The 22,468-nt window shown below is 72.0% G+C and carries 17 protein-coding genes and 1 pseudogene; 11 read left to right on the top strand and 7 right to left on the bottom strand.

Features of this window, described 5'->3' with window-relative positions:
- Positions 1-236: 236 nt before the first annotated feature.
- Genes ACFY2B_RS19660 through ACFY2B_RS19645 form a run of 4 tightly spaced genes read right to left on the bottom strand, consistent with a single transcriptional unit; the run spans position 237 to position 7,641 of the window.
- Positions 237-2,000, bottom strand: a complete 1,764-nt coding sequence (locus ACFY2B_RS19660; protein WP_390764360.1) for an ABC transporter ATP-binding protein — start codon at positions 1,998-2,000, stop codon at positions 237-239.
- A complete protein-coding gene (locus ACFY2B_RS19655; RefSeq protein ID WP_390764359.1) occupies positions 1,997-3,772 on the bottom strand; it encodes an ABC transporter transmembrane domain-containing protein in 1,776 nt (591 codons plus the stop codon). The genes ACFY2B_RS19660 and ACFY2B_RS19655 overlap by 4 nt, the downstream gene beginning before the upstream one ends.
- Positions 3,773-3,829: 57 nt before the next feature.
- On the bottom strand, positions 3,830-5,722 hold the full coding sequence (locus tag ACFY2B_RS19650) for an ABC transporter ATP-binding protein (RefSeq protein WP_390764358.1): 1,893 nt from the start codon (positions 5,720-5,722) through the stop codon (positions 3,830-3,832).
- On the bottom strand, positions 5,719-7,641 hold the full coding sequence (locus ACFY2B_RS19645) for an ABC transporter ATP-binding protein (protein ID WP_390764357.1): 1,923 nt from the start codon (positions 7,639-7,641) through the stop codon (positions 5,719-5,721). The genes ACFY2B_RS19650 and ACFY2B_RS19645 overlap by 4 nt, the downstream gene beginning before the upstream one ends.
- Before the next feature lie 1,659 nt (positions 7,642-9,300).
- On the opposite strand from ACFY2B_RS19645, the gene ACFY2B_RS19640 reads away from it, so the two are divergent.
- Positions 9,301-10,395, top strand: coding sequence for a hypothetical protein (locus ACFY2B_RS19640; protein WP_390764356.1), 1,095 nt, complete (start codon positions 9,301-9,303; stop codon positions 10,393-10,395).
- Between the two features lie 126 nt (positions 10,396-10,521).
- Here ACFY2B_RS19640 and ACFY2B_RS19635 read toward each other — a convergent pair whose 3' ends face one another.
- A complete protein-coding gene (locus ACFY2B_RS19635) occupies positions 10,522-10,839 on the bottom strand; it encodes a hypothetical protein (RefSeq protein ID WP_390764355.1) in 318 nt (105 codons plus the stop codon).
- A 278-nt stretch (positions 10,840-11,117) separates the two neighbouring features.
- On the opposite strand from ACFY2B_RS19635, the gene ACFY2B_RS19630 reads away from it, so the two are divergent.
- Positions 11,118-11,327, top strand: coding sequence for a DUF397 domain-containing protein (locus ACFY2B_RS19630; protein ID WP_390764354.1), 210 nt, complete (start codon positions 11,118-11,120; stop codon positions 11,325-11,327).
- A 29-nt stretch (positions 11,328-11,356) separates the two neighbouring features.
- Here ACFY2B_RS19630 and glgX read toward each other — a convergent pair whose 3' ends face one another.
- Entirely contained in the window at positions 11,357-13,603 is a 2,247-nt protein-coding gene (glgX, locus tag ACFY2B_RS19625) for a glycogen debranching protein GlgX (RefSeq protein ID WP_390764353.1), read from the bottom strand.
- A 235-nt stretch (positions 13,604-13,838) separates the two neighbouring features.
- Here glgX and ACFY2B_RS19620 point away from each other — a divergent pair, with 235 nt between their 5' ends.
- The 7 genes from ACFY2B_RS19620 (at position 13,839) to ACFY2B_RS19590 (ending at position 21,040) form a co-directional block, all read left to right on the top strand.
- Positions 13,839-15,062 (top strand): Ig-like domain-containing protein, encoded by a 1,224-nt coding sequence (locus ACFY2B_RS19620; protein ID WP_390764352.1) that lies wholly within the window; start codon positions 13,839-13,841, stop codon positions 15,060-15,062.
- Between the two features lie 165 nt (positions 15,063-15,227).
- Positions 15,228-16,490 (top strand): Ig-like domain-containing protein, encoded by a 1,263-nt coding sequence (locus ACFY2B_RS19615; protein ID WP_390764351.1) that lies wholly within the window; start codon positions 15,228-15,230, stop codon positions 16,488-16,490.
- A gap of 80 nt (positions 16,491-16,570) precedes the next feature.
- Positions 16,571-17,338 carry an enoyl-CoA hydratase/isomerase family protein gene (locus tag ACFY2B_RS19610; protein ID WP_390764350.1) on the top strand — a complete coding sequence of 256 codons (768 nt, stop codon included), beginning with the start codon at positions 16,571-16,573 and terminating at the stop codon, positions 17,336-17,338.
- A 279-nt stretch (positions 17,339-17,617) separates the two neighbouring features.
- Positions 17,618-18,121: an ATP-binding protein gene (locus ACFY2B_RS19605; protein ID WP_390764349.1), complete on the top strand. Its 504-nt coding sequence runs from the start codon at positions 17,618-17,620 to the stop codon at positions 18,119-18,121.
- 237 nt (positions 18,122-18,358) lie between these two features.
- On the top strand, positions 18,359-19,156 hold the full coding sequence (locus ACFY2B_RS19600; RefSeq protein ID WP_390764348.1) for a polysaccharide deacetylase family protein: 798 nt from the start codon (positions 18,359-18,361) through the stop codon (positions 19,154-19,156).
- A complete protein-coding gene (locus ACFY2B_RS19595; RefSeq protein ID WP_390764347.1) occupies positions 19,156-20,334 on the top strand; it encodes a hypothetical protein in 1,179 nt (392 codons plus the stop codon). The genes ACFY2B_RS19600 and ACFY2B_RS19595 overlap by 1 nt, the downstream gene beginning before the upstream one ends.
- 85 nt (positions 20,335-20,419) lie before the next feature.
- The gene (locus ACFY2B_RS19590; RefSeq protein WP_390764346.1) at positions 20,420-21,040 is read left to right on the top strand and encodes an ADP-ribosyltransferase; all 621 of its coding nucleotides are present in this window, start codon (positions 20,420-20,422) and stop codon (positions 21,038-21,040) included.
- On the opposite strand, the gene ACFY2B_RS19585 is transcribed toward ACFY2B_RS19590, so the two are convergent.
- Entirely contained in the window at positions 20,994-21,659 is a 666-nt protein-coding gene (locus ACFY2B_RS19585; protein WP_390764345.1) for a GNAT family N-acetyltransferase, read from the bottom strand. The two genes, ACFY2B_RS19590 and ACFY2B_RS19585, sit on opposite strands and share 47 nt — an antisense overlap.
- Before the next feature lie 53 nt (positions 21,660-21,712).
- On the opposite strand from ACFY2B_RS19585, the pseudogene ACFY2B_RS19580 reads away from it, so the two are divergent.
- Both ACFY2B_RS19580 and ACFY2B_RS19575 read left to right on the top strand, forming a co-directional pair.
- Positions 21,713-21,960: pseudogene (locus tag ACFY2B_RS19580) on the top strand (MerR family transcriptional regulator); the annotation flags it as partial.
- Between the two features lie 271 nt (positions 21,961-22,231).
- On the top strand, positions 22,232-22,444 hold the full coding sequence (locus ACFY2B_RS19575) for an EF-hand domain-containing protein (protein ID WP_390764344.1): 213 nt from the start codon (positions 22,232-22,234) through the stop codon (positions 22,442-22,444).
- Positions 22,445-22,468 lie beyond the last annotated feature (24 nt).

The raw sequence follows: 22,468 nt of genomic DNA, 5'->3' as shown, positions 1-22,468 counted from the left end.
TTGGCCGGAATCGGTTCGTTGGCCGGATGTTCATGTCCGGTATGCGGACAATTGGCCGGAGGGGTGGGACTCCTGGACCGGCCGGATCGACGGCCCTGGACCGGCCGGCCGGCTCTCCCGGCTCGCCCGGCTCGCCCGGAGAGGGGCGTACGACCGAGGCCGCCGTCGGTACTGTCCCGTGGGCCTGTGGCAAGGTTCTGGTGGCCCACCGCGGTGGGGGCGTGCGGTTCGGGGGCTCAGGTCGCCGTGTCGTCCCCGTGCCAGGTCCGCCACAGTGCGGCGTACGCGCCGTCGGCGCGTACCAGGTCGTCGTGCGTGCCCAGTTCGGTCAGCCGCCCGTCCTCCATCACGGCCACCCGGTCGGCGTCGTGGGCGGTGTGCAGGCGGTGCGCGACGGCGATGACGGTACGGCCCGTCAGGACCGCGGCCAGCGCCCGCTCGGCGTGCCGTGCGGTCGCCGGGTCCAGCAGGGCGGTGGCCTCGTCCAGGATCAGCGTGTGCGGGTCGGCCAGCACCACCCGGGCCAGCGCGAGCTGCTGGGCCTGGGAGCCGTCGGTGGGCCGGCCGGCCGGGCCCAGCCGGGCGTCGAGGCCGCCGGGCAGCTCCCGTACCCAGGTGTCGGCGCCGACCGCGGCCAGCGCCGTCCACAACTCCTCCTGGGTGGCGTCCGGTTCGGCGATCAGCAGATTGTCGCGGACGGTGCCCAGGAAGACATGGTGCTCCTGGGTGACCAGCACCACCTGGCGGCGCAGCCGCTCCGGCTCCAGACCCGCGATCGGCACCCCGCCGACCGTCACCGCGCCCGCGCCCGGCGCGTCGACGCCCGCGAGCAGCCGGCTCAGCGTGGTCTTGCCCGCGCCGGACGGCCCGACCAGCGCCAGCCGCTCCCCGGGGCGCACCGTCAGATCGACCCCGCGCAGCACCTCGCCGCCCCGCTCGTAGGCGTAACGCACCCCGGTCACGTCGATCCGGTCGTCCGCCGGGGCGGGCGAGCCGCCGCCCGGCACGGACCGCGGTGCCCCGGCCAGCCCCTCCACCCGGGCGAACGAGGCGCCGCTGCTCTGCAACTGCTCGATCCGCGTCAGGATCTGGTCCAGCGGCTCGGTGAGCTGCCGCAGGTACAGCGCCGCCGAGACCACCGCCCCGAGACCCACCGCCCCGTGCGCGTGCAGCACCCCGCCGAGCAGCAGGACCCCCGCCACCGGGATCGTGTACGACACCTCGACGGCCGGGAAGAACACCGTGCGCAGGAACAGCGTGTACAGCCGGGCCCGCCGCAACGTCTCCAGCGCGTGCCGGCTCGCCGTGATCCGCCGCTCCTGGAGCCGGAACGCCTCCACCGTCCGGGCCCCGGCCGCCGTCGACGCGACGATCTCGGCGACCTGCGAGGTGGCCGAGCCCTCGGCGAGATAGCCGTCCCGGGCGCGGCGCAGGTACCAGCGCAGCGCGAACCAGATCGGGGTCATCCCGAGCACCCCGAACGCGCCCAGCAGCGGATCCAGCGCGAAGACCGCGCCGAGCACGAACAGCGCCTGGACGGAGCCGACCAGCAGTTCGGGCCCCACGTCCCGCAGCGTGCCGCCGACCGCGGCCACGTCCGCGGTGCCGCGCGCGGTGAGGTCACCGGTGCCGGCCTGCTCCACCACGGAGGCGGGCAGCGCCAGCGCCCGGTCGACGAACTCCTCGCGGACCCGGGCGAGCGTGCGCTCCCCGAACCGGTAGCCCACGTACCGGGCCGAGCGCGCCAGCAGCAACTGGACCAGCGCGCACACCAGGATGACGAACGCCAGCCGGTCCACCGTCCGCACCCCGGCCCCGGCCCGCACCTCGTCCACGATCCGGCCGACCAGCCACGGCCCGGCCAGGCCCGCCGTGGCGGCCAGCGCGTTCAGCAGCAGCGCGGCGGCGAAGGCCCGGCCGTCGGCCCGCACCAGCCGTACCGTCGCCCGGCGTACCTCGGCCCGCCCGGCGACCGGCAGCTGACCCGCGGCCGGCGTCATCGCACGACCTCCTCGGTGTCTTCGGCGCCTCCCACGTCCTGGGCGTCTTGGGCGGCTCCGGCCTCCCGGGCGCCCTCGGCATCGTTGTCGCGTGCCACCAGGGCCCGGTAGCCGGGCTCGTACGCCAGCAGTCCGCGGTGGCTGCCGCTGGCCGCGACCTTGCCGTCCACCAGGTAGTACACGGTGTCGGCGCGGTCCAGCACCAGCGGCGAGGTCGTCGTCACCACGGTCGTACGGCCGGCCCGCGCCGCCCGCAGCCGGTGCGCCACCGCGGCCTCCGTGTGCGCGTCCAGCGCCGAGGTCGGCTCCACCGCGAGCAGCACCTCCGGGTCCGCCAGCAACGCCCGGACCAGCCGCACCCGCTGGCGCTGGCCGCCGGAGAGGCTGCGGCCCTGCGCGGACACCGCCGAGTCCGGCCCGTCCGGCAGGCCCTGCACGACGTCCTCGGCGGCGGCCGCGCGCACCGCCCGCTCCAGCGCGGTGTCGTCGCTCTCCCGGTGCCCGGCCACCGTCTCCCGCAGCGTGCCGGCGAACAGATCCGCCTCGTTGTCGCAGACCAGGATCCGGGCCCGCACCTCGGCCAGCGGCACCTCGTCGAGCCGTACCCCGCCCCAGGTGGCGGCGGACGGCGTGAAGCGGCCGAGCCGGTCGAGCACGGCCGTGGCGTCCGCGGGCAGGGCCCCGGCCAGCGCGGTCAGCCGCCCCGGCGCCACCCGCACCCCCGAGCCGGGGTCGACCAGCGCGGACGGCTGGGCCGGCGCGGGACGGGTGCCCGCGTCCGGCTCCGGTTCCAGGCGCAGCAGCGCCACCACCCGCCGCGCGGCCACCACGCCCCGGCTGAGCTGGTAGCCCATCTCCAGGAAGAAGGCCACCGGGCCGACCAGGACGGCGACATAGCCGTACACCGCCACCAACTCGCCGACGGTCAGCTCCCCCTGGGCGGTCATCCGGGCCGCGAGCCAGGTCACCACCGCCAGGAACAGCGTCGGCAGGCCCACCCCGAGCGCCTGCACCCAACTGGCCACCGCGCCCACCCGGTAGCCCTGCGCCCGCAGCCGCCGCGAGTCGTCCCGGAAGGCGTCCGCGAACAGGCTCTTGCCGCCGAGGCCGCCCAGGACCCGCAGCCCGCCCGCCAGATCGCCGATGCGCGCGGTCAGCACGCCCTGCCGCTCCCGGTACTCGGTCTCCTCCTTCTGCAACCGCACCGTCAGCGGACCGGCGACCAGCGCGATCAACGGCATCCCGAGCAGCACCACCGCGGCCAGCAGCGGCGAGATCGACAGCAGCACCACGGCCACCACGACGTAGACCACCACCGAGCCCACCCCGGGCCCCACCACGGTCAGCGCGTAGGCGATCGTCTGCACGTCGCCCACGCCGACCGTGACGATCTCCCCGGCCCCGGCCCGCCGCTCCAGCGCGGCCCCCAGCCGCACCGCGTGCCCGACGACCACCTTGACGGTGCGGAAGTTGGCGTCCATCCGCACCCGGGTCATGGTGCGGTGACGCAGGATGCTCACCCACGAGCCCGCCGCGCCGACCAGGAACAGCACCACCGTCCACCGGGCCAGCCGGCCCGGATCACCGGCCACCAGACCGTCGTCGACCGCCCGGGCCAGCAGATACGGCGCCGCCGCCATCAGCACCAGCCAGACGCTGCCGAGCAGCGCCCCGGCCAGCGACCGGCCCGGCTGGCGGGCCACCAGCCACCACAGGAACCGCCAGCCGCCGCGGCAGTCGGGCGTCCCTGGATCCTCGTACGCGTCGATCATGGGAGCTCCCGTCCCGTTCCCGGAGTGCTACGCGAGGCCGTCCCGCTTTCCTGAGTGCTAGGCGAGGCTGTCCCGCCAGGCCCGGTGCAGATCCGCGAACCGGCCCGTCCCGGCGATCAGTTCGCGGGGCTCGCCGTCCTCGACGATCCGGCCGTGCTCCATGACCAGCACCCGGTCGGCGATCTCCACGGTCGACAGCCGGTGTGCGATGACCACGGCCGTACGGCCCCGCAGCACCGTGGTCATGGCCCGCTGCACGGCCCGTTCCCCGGGCACGTCCAGCGAACTGGTCGCCTCGTCCAGGATCAGCACCGCCGGGTCGGCGAGCAACGCCCGTGCGAAGCCCACCAGTTGTCGCTGACCGGCCGAGATACGGCCACCCCGCTTGCGTACGTCCGTGTCGTAGCCGTCCGGCAGCGCGTCGATGAACTCGTGCGCCCCGATCGCCTTCGCCGCCCGCTCGATCTCCTCGCGGGTGGCGTCGGTCCGGCCGATGGCGATGTTCTCGGCCACCGAGCCGGAGAACAGGAACGCCTCCTGCGTCACCATCACCACCCCGCGGCGCAGCTCCCGCGACGACAGCTCGCGCAGGTCCACGCCGTCGAGCAGGACCCGGCCCTCGGTGGGGTCGTAGAACCGGGCGAGCAGCTTGGCCAGCGTCGACTTGCCGGCGCCCGTCGAACCGACCACCGCGACCGTCTGGCCGGCCGGGATCGTCAGGTCGAAGCGGGGCAGCACCTCGCCGCCGGTGCGGTACGCGAACCGGACGCCGTCGAAGACGACCTCGCGGCCCGGCCGGTTCTCCGTCGCGGGCGCCGGCAGCTCCCGGGGCGCACCCGGCTCCGGCACCGAGGGGGTCTGCGCCAGCAGGCCCGCGATCTTCTCCAGTGACGCGGCGGCCGACTGGTAGGAGTTGAGGAACATGCCGAGCCGGTCGATGGGGTCGTAGAGCCTGCGCAGATAGAGCACCGCCGCCGCCAGCACCCCGAGGGCCAGCGAGCCGGACGCCACCCGGTAGGCGCCCCACAGCACGATCAGCGCGACCGCCGTGTTGGCGACCAGCCGTGACCCGACCACATAGCGGGCCATCTCAAGGAGCGCGTCGCCGTTGGTCCGCTCGTGCCGCCGGTTGAGGACGGCGAACTGGGCCTCGTTCGCGGCCTCCCGGCGGAAGGCGCGCACCGGCCGGATGCCGTTCATCGTCTCCACGAACTTCACGATCACCGCGGCGATGGCCGTCGACCGCACCCTGAACACCCGCCCCGCGCGCCGCTGGTAGAGCCGTACGAGCAGGTAGAGCGGTACGAAGGAGACCACGGCGACCGCCCCGAGGCCCAGGTCGAGCCAGAGCAGCAGCACACAGATGTAGACGAAGGACAGGATCACCGTGATGAGTTCCTGGAGCCCTTCGCTGAGCAGCTCGCGCAGCGACTCCACGTCCGTGGTGGAGCGCGAGATCAGCCGGCCCGAGGTGTAGCGCTCGTGGAAGTCGACGCTCAGCGCCTGCGCGTGCCGGAAGATACGGCCGCGCAGGTCGAGCAGCACGTCCTGGTTGACCCGCGCGGACGACTCGATGAACGCGAACTGCAGACCGCCGGAGGCCAGCGCGCACAGCAGACAGCCGACCGCGACCGCGACCAGCGGGCCGTGGTCGTCGCGACGGAACGCCGGTACGGCGCTGTCGATGGCGTACACCACCAGCAGCGGACTCGCCTGCACGGCGGCCTGCTGGAGCAGCAGCAGGACCGTGGTGACGGCGACCCGGGCCTTCAGCGGGACGAGCAGCGAGCGCAGCAGCGCGGCCGTGGCACCGGGCGGCGCGGGCAGCACGTCCCGGTCGAAGGGGTCGGCCGAGTCCTGCGGGCGGGGCAGCGGATCGGCCTCGTCAGGAGGGGGAGGTGGAGGGGAACCGGCGGCGGGCGGCGGGGCCGACGAGGCGGGTGCGGTCATCGTGCGTCCTCCACTTCTGCGGCCGGCATACCGCCCGGCCGCGGCTCGCCGGTCCGGAACTCGTCCTGTTCGCCGGACATCAGACGGGCGTACTCCGGGTTGGTGCGCAGCAGTTCCTGGTGGGTGCCGACCGCGGCTATCCGGCCCCGGGCGAGCAGCGCGACACGGTCGGCGAGCAGCACCGTGGAGGGGCGGTGGGCCACGATGAGCGCGGTGGTGTCCACCAGGACCCGGCGCAGCGCGGCCTCCACGGCGGCCTCGGTGTGCACGTCGAGAGCGGACAGCGGGTCGTCGAGGATGAGGAAACGCGGCCGGCCCACCACCGCACGGGCGAGGGCGAGCCGCTGCCGCTGCCCGCCGGACAGGCTCAGCCCCTGCTCGCCGACCTGGGTGTCCGTGCCCTGCGGCAGCCCGTGCGCGAACTCCGCCTGCGCGACGGCCAGCGCACGCTCCAACTCCGCGGGACCGGCGGCCCCGTCGGCACCCATGAGGACGTTCTCGGCGACGGACGCGGAGAACAGCGTCGGTTCCTCGAACGCGACGGCCACCTGGGTGCGCAGTTCCTCGCGGGACATCGAGGTGATGTCCCGGCCGTCCAGCGTGATCCGCCCGGAGGTCACCTCGTGCAGCCGCGGGACGAGCGCGGTGAGCGTGGTCTTCCCGCTGCCGGTGGCCCCGACCAGGGCCATGGACTCGCCGGGGCGGATGTGGAGGTCGATGCCGTCGAGGGCGGGCGGGGAGCCGGGCGGGGCGTCGGGGTAGCGGAACCGGACGCCGTGGAAACGCAGTCCGGTACCTTCGGGCCCCGGCGGTGGCTGCGGCCCCGACCCCGATCCCGGCGGTGGCTGCGGCCCGCCGGCACCCGCCGGTTCCTCCACCACCGCGTCCCGGACCTCGAAGTACCGTTGCGTCGCGGTCGCCGCCTCCTGGGTCATCGCCAGCATGAAACCGATCGAGTCCACCGGCCAGCGCAGCGCGAGCGCCGTGCTCAGAAAGGCGATCAGCGTCCCCGCGGACAGCTCCCCGTCCGCCACCCGCACGGCCCCCAGCACCAGCGCCGCCCCGATCGCCACCTCCGGCAGCGTCACGATGACGGCCCAGATCGTCGCCAGCAGCCGCGCCTTGCGCAGTTCCGTGCCGCGCAGGGTCCCCGACAGCTCCCGGAACGCCCGGGCCTGACTGCGGTGCCGGCCGAACCCCTTGATGACGCGGATGCCGAGCACGCTCTCCTCGACGACCGTCGTCAGGTCGCCGACCTGGTCCTGGGCGAGCCGCGCCACATCCGCGTACCGCTTCTCGAAGACGACGCACGTCCACATCACCGGTATCGCGGGGACGAGGACGACCAGCCCGAGTATCCAGTCCTGGGACAGCATGATCGCCACACCGACCACGATGGTGACCCCGTTGACCAGTAGGAACGTCAGCGGGAAGGCGAGGAACATCCGGAGCAGCATCAGATCGGTGGTGCCCCGGGAGAGGAGCTGTCCCGAGGCCCAGCGGTCGTGGAAGGCCACCGGCAGCCGTTGCAGATGCCGGTACAGGTCCGTCCGCATCTCCGCCTCGACGTGCGACAGCGGCCGGGCCACCAGCCGGCGCCGCACCCCGAACAGCACCGCCTCCGCGATGCCGAGCAGCAGCAGATACAGCGCGCCCAGCCACACACCCGCCGGATCCCGGTCGGCCACCGGCCCGTCCACCAGCCACTTCAGGACGAGCGGGATCACGAGCCCCACGCAGGAGGCGACGACCGCGATGGCGGCGGCGGTGAACAGCCGTACCCGCACGGGGCGTACGTACGGCCACAGACGCAGCAGGGTGCGTACGGCGGAACGTTCGGAACGTTCGGAACGCTCGGGACGGTCGGGACGCTCGGAATGGTCGGAGTGGTCCTTGGTGGGTGCATGTGTCGTGGGCATCACAGGGAGCGTACGGTTCGGCACCGACGACGCCCAGTGAGTTTCGACCGGCCCCGGATCCGTCGTAGGACCTACGACCAGCGCATTCGCGGTCCGCGCCGCCGGTCGCACGCGAGGTCGCACGGAGGCGTCCGGAGGTCGTACGCCCGCGCCCGAGCGGGGCGGCGCCGTCCTGGCCACCGGCCGAGCAGGCGGCCGGGCATAACAAGTGGTGCGAGGTGTTCTCGGTGGCAACGGGCAGGGTGGATCCGGGTGAACCGTGGGGGCCGGGGAACCGTTTCCGACAGGTGTAGTCACCGGTTCGAGGAGGGGTTTTTATGCCGATAGAGGATGAGATCACCAGACATGTAGCTGTGTTGAGTGCCTGGCATAAAGGCGACGGGCATTCCGCCGTTTTCCCGAGAGACCTGCCGCGGATTTGGATTCCGGAGTCTCTCCTTGAGGCGACTGCATGGGGGGATCTGACTGAGGCACTGCGACCATATAAATTGAGATTTGCCTCCGATGCGACCGGTGAGCGAATGAGAATTGAGCAAGGCAGTACCCGTGCGGAAAGTGGCAAATATGCGCAAATGTTGAATGACCTACCGGACAAGTTGTCTGAACGACGTGGTGGGAGAGGGGTGCACAGGGAGGGAAAGGAACCTCTCGATCTCAACCTCGTCAAGTACCTGAGTCATCTGCGGCGCAACGGACAAAGGGATTATCCGACTAAAGAATGGGCTGATTCGCTCCCACGGCACGATCTGAAAATGGAGAAGATGATACTGGAGGGTAGAAAGAGTAGGTGGTATCTGGTGGATGCGCCGGGCGGGGCGGCGGAGTCGGCCGCCGGTGTCGGCGTTGGGGAGCGGCGGGATCCTGTACGGAGTGTGTTCCCTGTCGCGGGGTTTGGGGTGGATGCCGGACCTTCGTCCTGGTCTGCGGGTGAGGGCGCGGATGTCCACGCCATGCAGGCCGGGGGGCGGATGGTGCCCGAGTTGTCGATGCCCGACGGCGGGGAGATGTTCCATGGCGAGGACGTGGACATGATTGCGATCTCTATGGCCAACGTCGACTCGTTCGGTGACGTGGAAATTGACGAGGCTCTGAGTCATCCGCTTGTTGACGACTGGGTCGGCCGCCGCGGTACCTCGGGTGAGGGTCTGGGCTCTGCGACCATTCAGGCGGAGCCGAATTCCGGGCCTGATGGGCCGGAATCGTATGGCTCCTGGTCTGCTGCTCCGGTCAATTCTGCCGCGCCCTACTTGGACGGATTCTCGAATCCCGGGGTGGCCGTGCTGCCGTGGGGGACGGGCGGGCCGGCGGGTGCGGCTGCCGGGTATCCCCCGGTGGGGTCGTCGGGGTATTCCGTGGCGGGGCCTTCGGTTGCGCAGTACGCGGGGGTGGGCATGGACGCGCTGCCGAGGACGGGCGGGCCGGCGGGTGCGGCTCCCGGGTATCCCCCGCTGGGGCCTTCGGGGTATCCCGCGGCGGGTCCTTCGGGCGGGCGTTCCCGGTAGGGGTGGGGTCGGTCAGGGGTTCACGGCCCCGGGACCCTTGCATGGATGCGGTGGTGAACGGCGGTACCCGCACGGGGCCCAGGGCAGATCCGGGTGAACCGTGGGCCCCTGGGAACCGTTTCCGACAAGAGTGGTCGCCAGTTCGAGGAGGGTTTTTGTGTTTGTGCTGACAGAGGAAGTAATCGCCAGGCATGTAGCCGTATTGAAGGCTCGAAAGAAAGGCGAGCTGCCCAAGAGGCAAAAGGGTCAGATGAAGCTGGAGAAGAAAGATGAGCACTCCGCCGCCCATTTCCTGGAAAGCCTGCGGCGGCGGGGGGTCAGATCGAGACTACTCGATACGCCTGCAGGGCGGGATCTGACTGCGGAGCTGAAACGACGTGGCCTGGAGTTGACCCGCGACGAGAGCGGTCAGTGGATGCGGCTGTCGCGGTCTGCCGGGATCGGGCGGAGTCCCAAGGATGACAAACATGCGGAAAAACTGAATAACCTAGAACCGGGCCGGAATCCTGTCGATCCCGACCTCAACTCGTACCTGAATGGTTTGCGGCGCTATGGGCGCACGACTGGTCCTTCGAAGCGACTGGCCGCTGCGCTGGCACGGCACGATCTGAAACTGGAGGAAAGAATACTGGAGGGGGAAGGAAGGAGAAGGTGGTACCTGGTGGATGCGCCGGGCGAGTCGAAGAAGCGGGTCGCCCGTGTTGGAGTGGGTGTGGAGGAGGGCCTGGGCCCTGGGCAGAGTGTGTTCCCTGCCGGCGGGGTTGGGGCGGATACCGGACCTTCGTCGTGGTCCGCGGGTGGGGGCTCGGGTGTTCATGCTGTGCGGGCCGGGGGAAAGATGGTGGCTGAGATGTCGATGCCGCACAACGCGGAGCTGTTCGAGGGCAAGGACTTGGACGAGGCTTTGGCTTTTGCGGCCGACAAAGACTGGTTCGGCGATGTGGAATTGGACGGGGCTCTGCGTTGTGCGGTCGCCAACGACTGGCCCGGCTCCGTGGGCACGGACGGGGGTCCGCACTCTGCGGCCACGCAGGGGGAGCTGAGTTCTGGGCTTGATGCGCTGGAATCGTATGGCTCCTGGTCTGCTGCTCCGGTCAATTCCGCCGCGCCCTACTTGGGCGAGTTCTCGAATCCCGGGGTGGCCGCGTTGTCGTGGGGGGCGGGCGGGCCGGCGGGTGCGGCTTCCGGGTATCCCCCGGTGGGGTCCTCGGCGTATTCCGCGACGGGGCCTTCGGCCGGTCGATCGCGGTAGGGGTGAGGTGGGGCAAGGGTTCCTGCCCAGGGCCCGGCATGCTGGGTTCACGGGAGCGGCCACACTCCTGCCGGACGACCTCACCGTGAGCGGAGCTGTACGGGTCACCGGCGTGAGGCGTACGGGTCAGCGGCGGGAGACGCCCCACTCGTCGAGCCGTTCCGCGATCCAGGCGTGGCCGACCTGGAAGGCGCGGGCGAGGGACGCGATGGACTCGCCGTCCCGGTAGCGGGTGATCACGTCGGTACGGCTGCGGACGAACTCGTCCTGTGCCGCCTGTACTTCGGCCCGCGTTCGGCGGGGCATGCGCCCGCGGAAGACGCGCTGGGCGGGACGGCGGTGCAGGTGCGCCTCGTAGCGCTTGCGGCGCGGCACCCCCCATTCGTCGAACCGGAGGGCCAGCCAGCTCGGGGTCACGCCGTACGCGTCGGCGATCCGGGCCACCGGCTCACCGGCCCGGTACCGCTCGATGACGGTGTCCTTGTCGGCTCGGACGGCTCGGACGGCTTGGCGCGCGGCGGCCTTCGGCCGGTGTCGGGCGGCGCACGGTGCTACCTCCAGGTTGCCCCGGCAGGGGCGTACAGCGGGTGCGACAGGCCACCGATCCGCTCGGTCAGTGGCTCGGTCAGCGGCTCGGACGGTGGTGGCGGGTGGGGCCACACCGTAGCTATGTCCCAAGCTGCATCTGTGGCCATGATCGAGCAGGTAAGAAAGGGCATCCCGTGACGACCGAAACCCCCCGTTGGTTCACGTCCTCCTACAGCAACAACGGCGGCGACTGCATAGAGGTCGCCGCGAACCTGGTCGCTTCCCGCGGCCTGGTCCCCGTCCGTGACTCCAAGATCCCGGACGGTCCGGCCCTGAGCCTCCCCACCCGCGCCTTCACCACCTTCGTGGCGGGCGTCAAGGCGGGGCAGGTCGGCTCCATCTGAACGTCCGCCCCTGGCGCCTCTGCGAGGCGTCACCGCACCCGCAGCAGCAGCACCGCCCGTTCCGGCACCGTGATCGCCGTGCCCGCCCGGTGCGCCGTGCCCGGCGCCGCCGCCTGGTCCTCACGGGACGTGTCCACGACCACCTCGTACCGCTCCGCCCACGGCGGCCCCGGCAGGACGAACGGCACCGGGCTCTCCCCGGCGTGCAGCACGGTGAGGAAACTGTCGTCGAGGACCGGCGCACCCCGCTCGTCCCGGCCCGGGATGCCGTGTCCGGAGACGTACATGCCGAGCGAGGCGGCGGGTGCGTACCAGTCGGCCTCGGTCATCTCCTCGCCCCGCGCGGTGAACCAGGCCAGATCGGGCAGCCCGTCCGGCGGCCGGGCGTGCCCGGAGAAGTACGTGTCGCGCCGCAGCACCGGATGGCGCCGGCGCAGGGCGATGAGCCGGGACGTCAGCTCGAACAGCGCCCGCCAGCCGGGCTCCGCCAGCAGCGACCAGTCCAGCCAGCCGGTCTCGTTGTCCTGGCAGTAGGCGTTGTTGTTGCCGCGCTGGGTGCGGCCCAGTTCGTCACCGGCGACCAGCATCGGCACGCCGGTGGACAGCAGCAGCGTGCTGAGCAGGTTGCGCAGTTGCCGGCGCCGCAGCGCCCGGATCCGCTCGTCGTCCGTCTCGCCCTCGGCCCCGCAGTTCCACGAGCGGTTGTCGTCGGAGCCGTCCCGGCCCTGCTCGCCGTTCGCCTCGTTGTGCTTACGCTCGTAGGACACCAGGTCGCGGAGGGTGAAACCGTCGTGCGCGGTGATGAAGTTGACGGAGGCGTAGGGACGGCGGCCGCCGCGGGCGTACAGGTCGCTGGAACCGGACAGCCGGTAGCCGAGGTCGCGCAGGTCGGGCAGCGCACCCCGCCAGAAGTCGCGCACCGCGTCCCGGAAGCGGTCGTTCCACTCCGACCACAGCGGCGGGAAGCCGCCAGCCCGGTAGCCGCCGGGCCCGACGTCCCAGGGCTCGGCGATGAGCTTCACCCCGCGCAGCACCGGGTCCTGCGCGATCACAGTGAGGAACGGGGAGAGCATGTCGACGTCGTACGCCGTGCGGGCCAGCGCGGCCGCCAGGTCGAACCGGAAGCCGTCCACGCCCATCTCCGTCACCCAGTACCGCAGCGAGTCGGTGATCAGCCGCAGCACCTGCGGCTGGACGACGTGCAGGGTGTTGCCGCAGCCGGTGAAGTCGGCGTACCGGCGGGCGTCGGCCTGGAGGCGGTAGTAGCCGCGGTTGTCGATGCCCTTCAGGCAGAGCGTCGGGCCCAGTTCGCCTGCCTCCGCGGTGTGGTTGTAGACCACGTCGAGGATGACCTCGATGCCGGCCGAGTGCAGGGCGCGGACCATCCGCTTGAACTCGCCGACCTGTCCGCCCGCCGTGCCCGCGGCGGCGTAGGCCGCGTGCGGGGCGAAGTAGCCGATCGAGTTGTAGCCCCAGTAGTTGCGCAGGCCGCGGCGGAGCAGGTGGTCCTCGTGCGCGAACTGGTGCACGGGCAGCAGTTCCACGGCCGTCACGCCCAGCGTCACCAGGTGCTCGACGGCCGCCGGGTGGGCGAGCCCGGCGTAGGTGCCGCGCAGTTCCTCGGGGACGCCGGGGTGCCGCTTGGTGAAGCCCCGTACGTGCAGCTCGTAGACGACCGAGTCCGCCCACGGCGTCCCGGGCGGGCGGTCGTCGGACCAGTCGTCCTCGTCGTGGACGACGACGCCCTTGGGGACGAACGGCGCCGAGTCCCTCTCGTCCCGCACGGTGTCGGCGACATGCTGCTCCGGCCAGTCCCGGACATGCCCGTACACCTCGGCCGGCAGGGTGAATTCCCCGTCGACCGCGCGTGCGTACGGATCCAGCAGCAGCTTGGCCGGGTTCCAGCGGGCGCCGGTCCACGGGTCCCAGCGGCCCGCCACCCGGTAGCCGTAGCGCCGGCCGGGCCGCACGCCGGGGACGAAGCCGTGCCAGATCTCCTGCGTCAGCTCGGTCAGCCGTACCCGGGTCTCCCGGCCGTCGTCGTCGAACAGGCACAGCGTGACCGCCTCGGCCCCGGCCGCCCAGAGTGCGAAGTTGGTTCCGGCGGTGCCGTCCGGGCCGGGCCGGAAGGACGCGCCGAGGGGCGTGGGCGCGCCCGGCCAGGCGGTCGCGGTGAGCGGCGCGGGCCGCCGGGCACCGCTCGTCGCGGTGGTCGGCCGGCCGCCGCGCCCGGCTCCCTCCCCGGCCGCCGCCCGCTGCTCGGCTGCGCTCGTCACTCTGTCGGCCCCTTAGCGTCGGCTCGTCCGCCGCGGGCCGCGCCCGGACCGTGCCACACGGCCGGGCACCGCCCGGAACCGCAGGTCCGCGGCGTGCCGGACCATCTGACGCGGCACGCCCGCGACGGCTCGCGCGGGCGTGGCGGCCCCCCATTTCGTCGTCCTCCCCACAGTTCTGCCCACCGCTTGGCTCGCACTCACGTTTCCCCGGGGCGGGGACGTCGTTGAGTCACGCGTGAGGCATGGACAAGGGCGCGCACGGCGCGCGACGGCCGCGTTGGCCGCGGTGTTGACATGGGCGGGCCTGCTGGCGGGCGCCGCGGGCTGCTCGGGCGACGGCCTGGGCATCGACCGGGTGCTCGGCAAGCCGCAGACCCCTGAGGAAGGCATCCGGGTCTCCCCGGACGACGGCGTCAAGGGCGTGCGGCCCGGCGAGCCGCTGAAGGTGCGGGTGGCCGAGGGACGCCTGGAGTCGGTGCGCGTGGTCCGGCACCAGGACGCCCAGGAGACGCCTGTCGCCGGGCACATCACCGGCGACGGCCTGGCCTGGGAGCCGGACCGGCCGGAGCTGGCACTCGCCGCCGAGTACACGGTGGACGCGGTGGCCCTGGACGGGCACGGCCGCCGCTCGGCCCGGCACACCACGTTCACGACCCAGGTCCCGGCACAGCGGTTCATCGCGTACGTCACTCCGGAGAACCGCTCCACCGTGGGCACCGGGATGATCGTCTCGCTGGCCTTCAACCGGGAGATCGCGGACCGCGCGGCCGTCGAACGCGCCGTCCGGGTCACGGCGAAGCCCGCCGTCGAGATCCGCCCGCACTGGTTCGGCAAGGACCGGCTCGACTTCCGCCCCGAGCGCTACTGGAAGCCCGGCACCAAGGTCACCGTCGACATCGGGCTGCGGGACGTCGAGGGCGCGCGCGGCGTGTACGGGATGCAGCGCAAGACCGTCGAGTTCACGGTGGGCCGCAGCCAGGTCTCGCTGGTCGACGCCGAGGCGCACACCATGGAGGTGCGGCGCGACGGCAGTCTGCTGTCCACCGTGCCCATCACCGCCGGGGCCCCGGAGACCACCACGTACAACGGGAAGATGGTGGTCATGGAGATGTACGAGGTCACCCGCATGAACGGCCGGACGGTCGGGTTCGGGGGCGAGTACGACATCCCCGACGTGCCGCACGCCATGAAGCTCACCGACTCCGGCACCTATCTGCACGGCAACTACTGGTCGCCCAACTCGCCCGGGGTGGAGAACGTCAGCCATGGCTGCGTGGGCCTGCGGGACGTGCAGGGCGGCGGTTCGAACACGCCCGCCAGATGGTTCTTCGACCGCACTCTCATCGGTGACGTCGTCGAGGTCGTCAACAGCAACGACAAGACCGTCTCTCCCGACAACGGCCTGAGCGGATGGAACATGGGCTGGAAGGAGTGGAAGGCGGGCGCCCCGGTCAAATAAGAAGGAGGGGGGTTTCGTCGGGGACGCGGCTGTCGGCGGAAGTTGCGACGGAACGGTGACACGGTGAGCGGCACGAAGGTCGAAATTCTGCGGTTAATATGCGCCAGTGTGCGCGCGGGACGCACCGGGGCGGGGGCCTGACCGGGCCCGCGGAGGGGAGAAGAATTGAACGTGCGGCCGATATCGGGGGCGTCGGTTGACGCGCGGCGGAGAACGGGCAGGACGGCCGTCGGGCGCAGGGGACTGCCGGTGCTCATAGCCGGCGTCCTGCTCATGGCCGTCACCGCGTGCGGCGGGTCGGGATCGGAGCCGGGGTCCGGCTCCGCCGACGGCAAGGGCAAGGACTCCTCGACCCAGCGGAGCAAGCAGTCGGAAGCCGCCGTCACCATCGCACCCGAGGACGGCGCCAAGTCGGTCGGCACGAGCGGCGCGCTCAAGATCGGCGCGGCCAAGGGCAAGCTGACCGAGGTCGTGGTCAAGGACGCCAAGGGCGCGCGGGTCGACGGAGAGATCACCGGCGGGGGCACCGGCTGGACGCCCTCGACCCATCTGGCCCTCGCCACCAAGTACACGGTGCACGCGGTCGCCAAGGACGCCGCGGGCCGCGAGGCCGCCGAGGACTCCAGTTTCACCACGCTGACGCCGAAGAACACGTTCATCGGCTACTTCACCCCCGAGGACGGCTCCACGGTCGGCGTCGGAATGCCGTTCTCCCTCCGCTTCACCCGGGGCATCACGCACCCCGAGGACGTGGAGAAGGCCATCGGCATCACGACCGAACCGGCCGTCGACGTCGAGGGCCACTGGTTCGGCAACGACCGCCTGGACTTCCGCCCGGAGAAGTACTGGAAGGCCGGCACGAAGGTCACCGTCCGCCTCGACCTCGACGGCGTCGAGGGCCGGCCCGGTGTCTACGGCAAGCAGACCAGGACGGTGAAGTTCACCATCGGCCGCAACCAGGTCTCCGTGGTGGACGCCAAGAAGCACACGATGAAGGTCACCCAGGACGGCAAGGTCATCAGGACCGTCCCGGTCACCACCGGCAAGCCCGGCTACGACACCTGGAACGGCCAGATGGTCATGAGCGAGAAGCTCACGGTGACCCGGATGAACGGCGAGACCGTCGGCTACGGCGGCGAGTACGACATCAAGGACGTCCCGCACGCCATCCGTCTGACCAACTCGGGCACCTTCATCCACGGCAACTACTGGGGCGGCGGCGCCTTCGGCAACTACAACGCCAGCCACGGCTGCGTGGGCCTGCGCGACGCACGCGGCGGCCACGACACGAGCACCCCGGCGTCCTGGTTCTTCAACCATTCGCTGATCGGCGACGTGGTGGTGGTCAAGAACTCCGACGACCGCACGGTGGATCCGGACAACGGGCTCAACGGCTGGAACATGTCCTGGGAGAAGTGGACGGCGTAGCCCGCGGGCGGTGGCCGGGCCCGGTGCTGTGACACACGGCACCGGGCCCGGCGCCGTTAGTCGCCGTTAACCTGCTCTGCATGACCGTACATCTCGAAGTCGCCGAGGGCGTCGGCACGCTGCGCCTCGACCGCCCGCCGATGAACGCGCTGGACGTCGCCGTACAGGACCGGCTCAGGGAACTCGCCGAGGAGGTCACGCGCCGCGACGACGTACGCGCCGTGGTGCTCTACGGCGGCGAGAAGGTGTTCGCCGCGGGCGCGGACATCAAGGAGATGCGGGCCATGGACCACGCCGCGATGGTCGTGCGCGCCCGTGAGCTCCAGGACTCCTTCACCGCCGTGGCCCGCATCCCCAAGCCGGTGGTCGCCGCCGTCACGGGGTACGCGCTCGGCGGGGGCTGCGAGCTGGCGCTGTGCGCGGACTACCGGATCGCCGCCGACAACGCCAAGCTGGGCCAGCCGGAGATCCTGCTCGGCCTGATCCCGGGCGCCGGCGGCACCCAGCGGCTGCCCCGGCTGGTCGGCCCCAGCAAGGCCAAGGACCTCATCTTCACGGGCCGTCAGGTGCGGGCCGACGAGGCGCTGGCCATCGGCCTGGTGGACCGGGTCGTCCCGGCCGCCGACGTGTACACCGAGGCGCACGCCTGGGCCGCGAAGCTCGCCAAGGGACCGGCGATCGCGCTGCGCGCGGCGAAGGAGGCCGTCGACACCGGTCTGGAGGCGGACATCGACACCGGGCTGGCCGTCGAACGGACCTGGTTCGCCGGGCTGTTCGCCACCGAGGACCGCGAGCGGGGCATGCGGAGCTTCGTGGAGGAGGGGCCTGGCAAGGCCACGTTCCGCTGAGGATTTCCCGCCGGAAAACGCTTGTAATTGACGCGATGTCTCATTCCGGGTCCCTCGTTGGGGCGAGTTGTGGCAGCCTTGAGGCAGCCTTGCGCCTGCCTGGTCGAGGAGGTCTGTCTCTTGCCCGGGAGTGAACCGTCTTCGCAGGTCAACCGGGCTGTCTCCAGCCCTGAAATGCCCTTGACATATGCTGGAAGAGCGTTGCTCGCGGGAAGTTTCGCGGGGAAGTATTCCCCCGGAACGGCCACGGAGGGCGGCCCGGACGGCCATGATGGGGGCATGGCGGGGCTGGAGGGCATGGAACAGCCGCGGGGACAGGGCCGTGCGACCACGGCACGCTGGTCGCCTGCGGCCGAGGACGAACAGGCGCTCAAGGCACTGGACTTGTTCGGCAACCCCGCCGAGGCCGAGGTCCCGCTGCCGTCCCGCCCCGAGTCGGCGGCCACCGCCCGCCGGCTCGTCCAGGTCGTGGTCCTGCGCCAGTGGGCGCTCACCCCGAAGCTGACCGAGGACACCGTCCTGCTCGTCTCCGAACTCGTCGGCAACGCGGTGCGCCACACCGGCGCCCGCGTCTTCGGCCTCCGCATGCGCCGCCGCCGCGGCTGGATCCGGGTCGAGATCCGCGATCCCTCCCGCGGGCTGCCCTGCCTGATGCCGGTCCAGGAGCTGGACATCAGCGGCCGGGGGCTGTTCCTCGTGGACCGGCTGTCCGACCGGTGGGGCGTGGACCTGCTGCCGCGGGGCAAGACGACCTGGTTCGAGATGCGGGTCGCCGACCGCTGACGGCACGCCCGCCGCTTCCGGGCGTACGGAAGATGCCGCTGACGGACCGTCCGTCCGCCCCCGGGTGTACGGGCGGTACCGCCGGCGGAGTGCCCGTCGCACCCGGGTACACGGACGGTACCGCCGACGGGCCGCCCGCCGCCCCGGGTGTACGGACAGTTTTCGGCGCGACCCGAAAACTGTCCCTCAATGAGCGCAATCGGCGTTTTTCGTACCCTTCGCCTCTTAAATGGTGCGGTGACCACGACCGATCGTCGCGCGGCGCTGCGTGCAGGAGCCGGACTCGTCGCCGGCGGCGCCCTCGCCGCCGGGTGCGCGTCCGCGTCGGGCTCGACCGAGCGGCCCACCGCCACGCACCCCACCGCGACAGCAGCCACCTCCGGCCCCGCGCGGGGCACGCCCCGCGCCGCCCCCGTCCCGCGGGCCTTCCCCGGGCAGCCCGCCCAGATCAGCCACGGCCCGCGCGACCGCCCCCGGGTGGCCCTCACCTTCCACGGCCAGGGCGATCCCGCGCTCGCCCGCGCCCTGCTCACCGAGGCCGAACGGCACGGCGCCCGCGTCACCGTGCTCGCCGTCGGCAGCTGGCTGGACGAGCACCCGGAGATGGCCCGCCGCGTCCTCGACGGCGGCCACGACCTCGGCAACCACACCCAGCACCACATCTCGGTCAACACCCTGTCCGAGGCGGCGGCCCGCGCCGAGATCACCGACTGCGCGGACCGGCTGCACCGGCTCACCGGCTCGATCGGCACCTGGTTCCGCCCCTCCCGGGCCCAGACCGCCGCCCCGCTGGTCGAACGGCTGGCCCGGGCCGCGGGCTACCCGCACGTGCTGTCGTACGACGTCGACTCCCTCGACTACACCCGGCCCGGTGCCCCCGCCGTCACCCGCAAGGTCCTCGCCGAGGTCACCGGCGGATCGGTGGTCAGCCTGCACTTCGGCTACCCGGACACGGTGGCCGCCCTCCCCGACGTACTCGAAGAACTCGGCCGCCGTGGACTGCGCGCGGTCACCACCACGGAGCTGCTGAGCTGATGCACCTCACCCCTGCCGCCCGCGTCCTGGCCGCCGGCGCCGCCCTGTGCGCCCTGACCCTGCTGTCCGCCTGCGGCGGCGGGTCCGGGCCCCGTCCCGACACGGCGGCCAGCAAGGCAGCCGTGTCCCCCCGCTCGATGCGGTACGACACCCTGCCCGGCATGCCGCCCCTGCTCGACCCGAAGGACGCCTACGCCGCCGACCGCCCCGGCCGCCTCTCACCCGTGGTCAAGGACTTCCCGTCCCGCGTCTACGTCCCCAACACCAACTCCAACACCGTCACCGTGATCGACCCGGCGACGTACAAGGTCATCGAGACGATCCCGGTCGGCGCCCAGCCCCAGCACGTCGTCCCCTCCTGGGACCTGAAGACGCTGTGGGTCAACAACGACCGGGGCCACTCCCTCACCCCCATCGACCCGAGCACCGGGAAGGCGGGCGAACCGGTCCCCGTGCACGACCCGTACAACCTCTACTTCACCCCCGACGGCAAGTACGCGGTCGTCATGGCCTCCCTCGACCGCCAACTGGTCTTCCGGGACGCGCACACCATGAAGACCGCCAAGGCCGTCCCGGTCAGCTGCTACGGCGTCAACCACGCCGACTTCTCGCTCGACGGCCGCTACTTCATCGTCTCCTGCGAGTTCAGCGGCGAACTGCTGAAGGTCGACACCGCGCGGATGGAGGTCGTCGCGCAGCAGAAACTGCCGCTCAAGGGCGCCATGCCGCAGGACGTCAAGATGTCGCCCGACGGCAAGCTGTTCTACGTCGCCGACATGCAGGCCGGCGGCCTGTGGATCCTGGACGGCGACACCTTCGGCACGCCCCGGTTCCTCGCCACCGGCCGGGGCTGCCACGGCCTCTACGTCAGCCGCGACTCCCGCACGATGTACGTCACCAACCGGGGCGAGGGCACCATCTCCCTCTTCGACTTCGCCGAGGACCGGCTCACCGGGAAGTGGCGCCTGCCCGGCGGCGGCAGCCCCGACATGGGCGGCGTCTCCGCCGACGGCAAGGTGCTGTGGCTGTCCGGCCGCTACAACTCGGAGGTGTACGCGATCGACACCCGCACGGGCGCCCAGCTCGCCCGGATCAAGGTCGGCAGCGGCCCGCACGGTCTCGCCGTCTATCCGCAGCCGGGCCGCTACTCGCTCGGGCACACCGGCATCTTCCGTTGAAACAGGGCCAGTTGACACGGCGGACACGCCCCCGATGGAGTGACGATCCCGCTTCCAGGACCGCGGAGGCGGGATTGTGCTCCGCATGACCAGTACTCGCCCGCGCCGCCGCGCCACCGCCGCCGCACTCTCCCTCGCGGCCGTCCTCGCCACGACGGCCGCCGCCCCCGCGGCCCTCACGACGAAGGCGCCCGCCACTGCCGCCGCGGCCAAGGCCGCCCCGGCCTGCCCTCAGTTCGAGGACCGCGTCAAGGCCGCCGCGGACCGCCGCGTCGACGTCGACCGGATCACTCCGGAGCCGGCCTGGCGCACCACCTGCGGCACCCTGTACCGCAGCGACAGCCGGGGGCCGTCCGTCGTCTTCGAGGAGGGCTTCTGGCCCAAGGACGTGGTGAACGGGCAGTACGACGTGGAGAAGTACGTCCTCGTCAACCAGCCCTCGCCCTACGTCTCCACCACCTACGACCACGACCTGTACAAGACCTGGTACAAGTCCGGCTACAACTACTACATCGACGCCCCGGGCGGCGTCGACGTCAACAAGACCATCGGCGACACCCACAAGTGGGCCGACCAGGTGGAGGTCGCCTTCCCCGGCGGTATCCAGCGGCAGTACATCATCGGCGTCTGTCCGGTCGACAAGTCGACCAAGACCGAGATCATGAGCGACTGCAAGAGCAACCCGCACTACGTGCCGTGGCACTGAGCAGCGCCTCCGCGCCCACCGGGCGGTAGCCGGCCGCGAGGAACGCCCGCAGACTGCGGGCGTTCCCCGGTGACACCTGCGCCCACACCGGCTCGCTCGCGAGCCGCCGGGCCGCCGTCACGAGGTCCCGGCCGAGACCCCGGTGCCGGGCCGCCCCGTCCACCTCCACCGACACCTCCAGCCGGCCGGCCACCCCGCGGCCCAGCGTCACCACCCCGCCGTCCGCCGCCCAGGCGCGCACCGCGTCGCGGCGCCCGCGGGCGTAGGCGATCCGGGGATGGCCGGGGTCCGTGATCTCCCGGATCGCGGGCGGCGGACCGTCCGGCAGGGGAGCGCCGACCAGCAGCGCGTCGACGGTGTCGTGAGCGCGCCCCGTGCGCGCCATGAAGGCCGCGAGGAACCGCGGATGCAGGGCGGCGGCCAGCGGATCGCAGTCGACCGCGCCGAGCGCCCCGCGCACCCACCGCGGGTCCTCGTCGGTGAACACCACGGCGTGCGCGGTGAAGGCGATCACCCCCGCGTCCCGGTACTGGTGCTGCGGCACCACGGTGGTACCGCCGTCGTCCGGCGGGTAGACCCCCCGGGCCGCCGCGTCGACAATGTCCGCCAAGGACTCCATCGCCCTGCTCGCTCCTTGAGTCTCCACCCACTGGAAGGCCCAGACTCGCAGACATGACCGACGACGGCACCGGCCTTTTCACCATCGGCGAGCTGGCCCGGTCCACCGGACTGAGCGTGCGCACCATCCGCTTCTGGTCCGACGAGGGCGTGCTGCCCCCGGCGGCTACCGGCTCTACGACGCGGGGTCCGTGGCCCGCCTCGAACTGATCCGCGCCCTGCGCGAGCTGGGCCTCGGCCTGGCCCAGGTGCGCGAGGTGCTGTCCGGCGAGCGGACGATGGCGGAGGTCGCGGCCGGGCATGTGGCGGCCCTCGACGCCCAGATCAGGTCGCTGACGGTGACCCGCGCGGTGCTGTCGACCGTGGCGCGGCGCGGTGCGAGCGCGCAGGAGACGACCCGGATGCACCAGTTGGCGCGGTTGCCGGCGGCGGCGCGGCGCGGCAGCCCCTCGGCGCGTGCGCGGAGGACTCCGCCCGGGTGGCCGCGGCCCTCGGGGTTCGTGCGGGCCGTTAATCTGACCTGCGGCACTACGCCGACACGGTACGAGAGACACGAGCAAGAGGGGCGGATCGGTGGCGGACATCGACGAGGCACGCAAGGACTTCGAGCGGATAGACGCGGACGGCGACGGGTTCATCACCGCCGCCGAGTTCAAGTCCGCCCTGGCCCAGGGGGGCGACTGGAACGTCACCGAGGCGGTGGCCGAGGCCATCATCAGGACCCGTGACCTCAACGGCGACAAGGTGCTGTCGTTCGACGAGTTCTGGGCCTACCTGAACAAGTGAGGTGAGCGGCGGGACGGGGGCGCC

Source organism: Streptomyces sp. NPDC001270 (assembly GCF_042896695.1).
Taxonomy (GTDB): domain Bacteria; phylum Actinomycetota; class Actinomycetes; order Streptomycetales; family Streptomycetaceae; genus Streptomyces.
The sequence above is the reverse complement of the archived record's forward strand: the minus strand, read 5'-3'. Positions and strand labels throughout refer to the sequence as shown.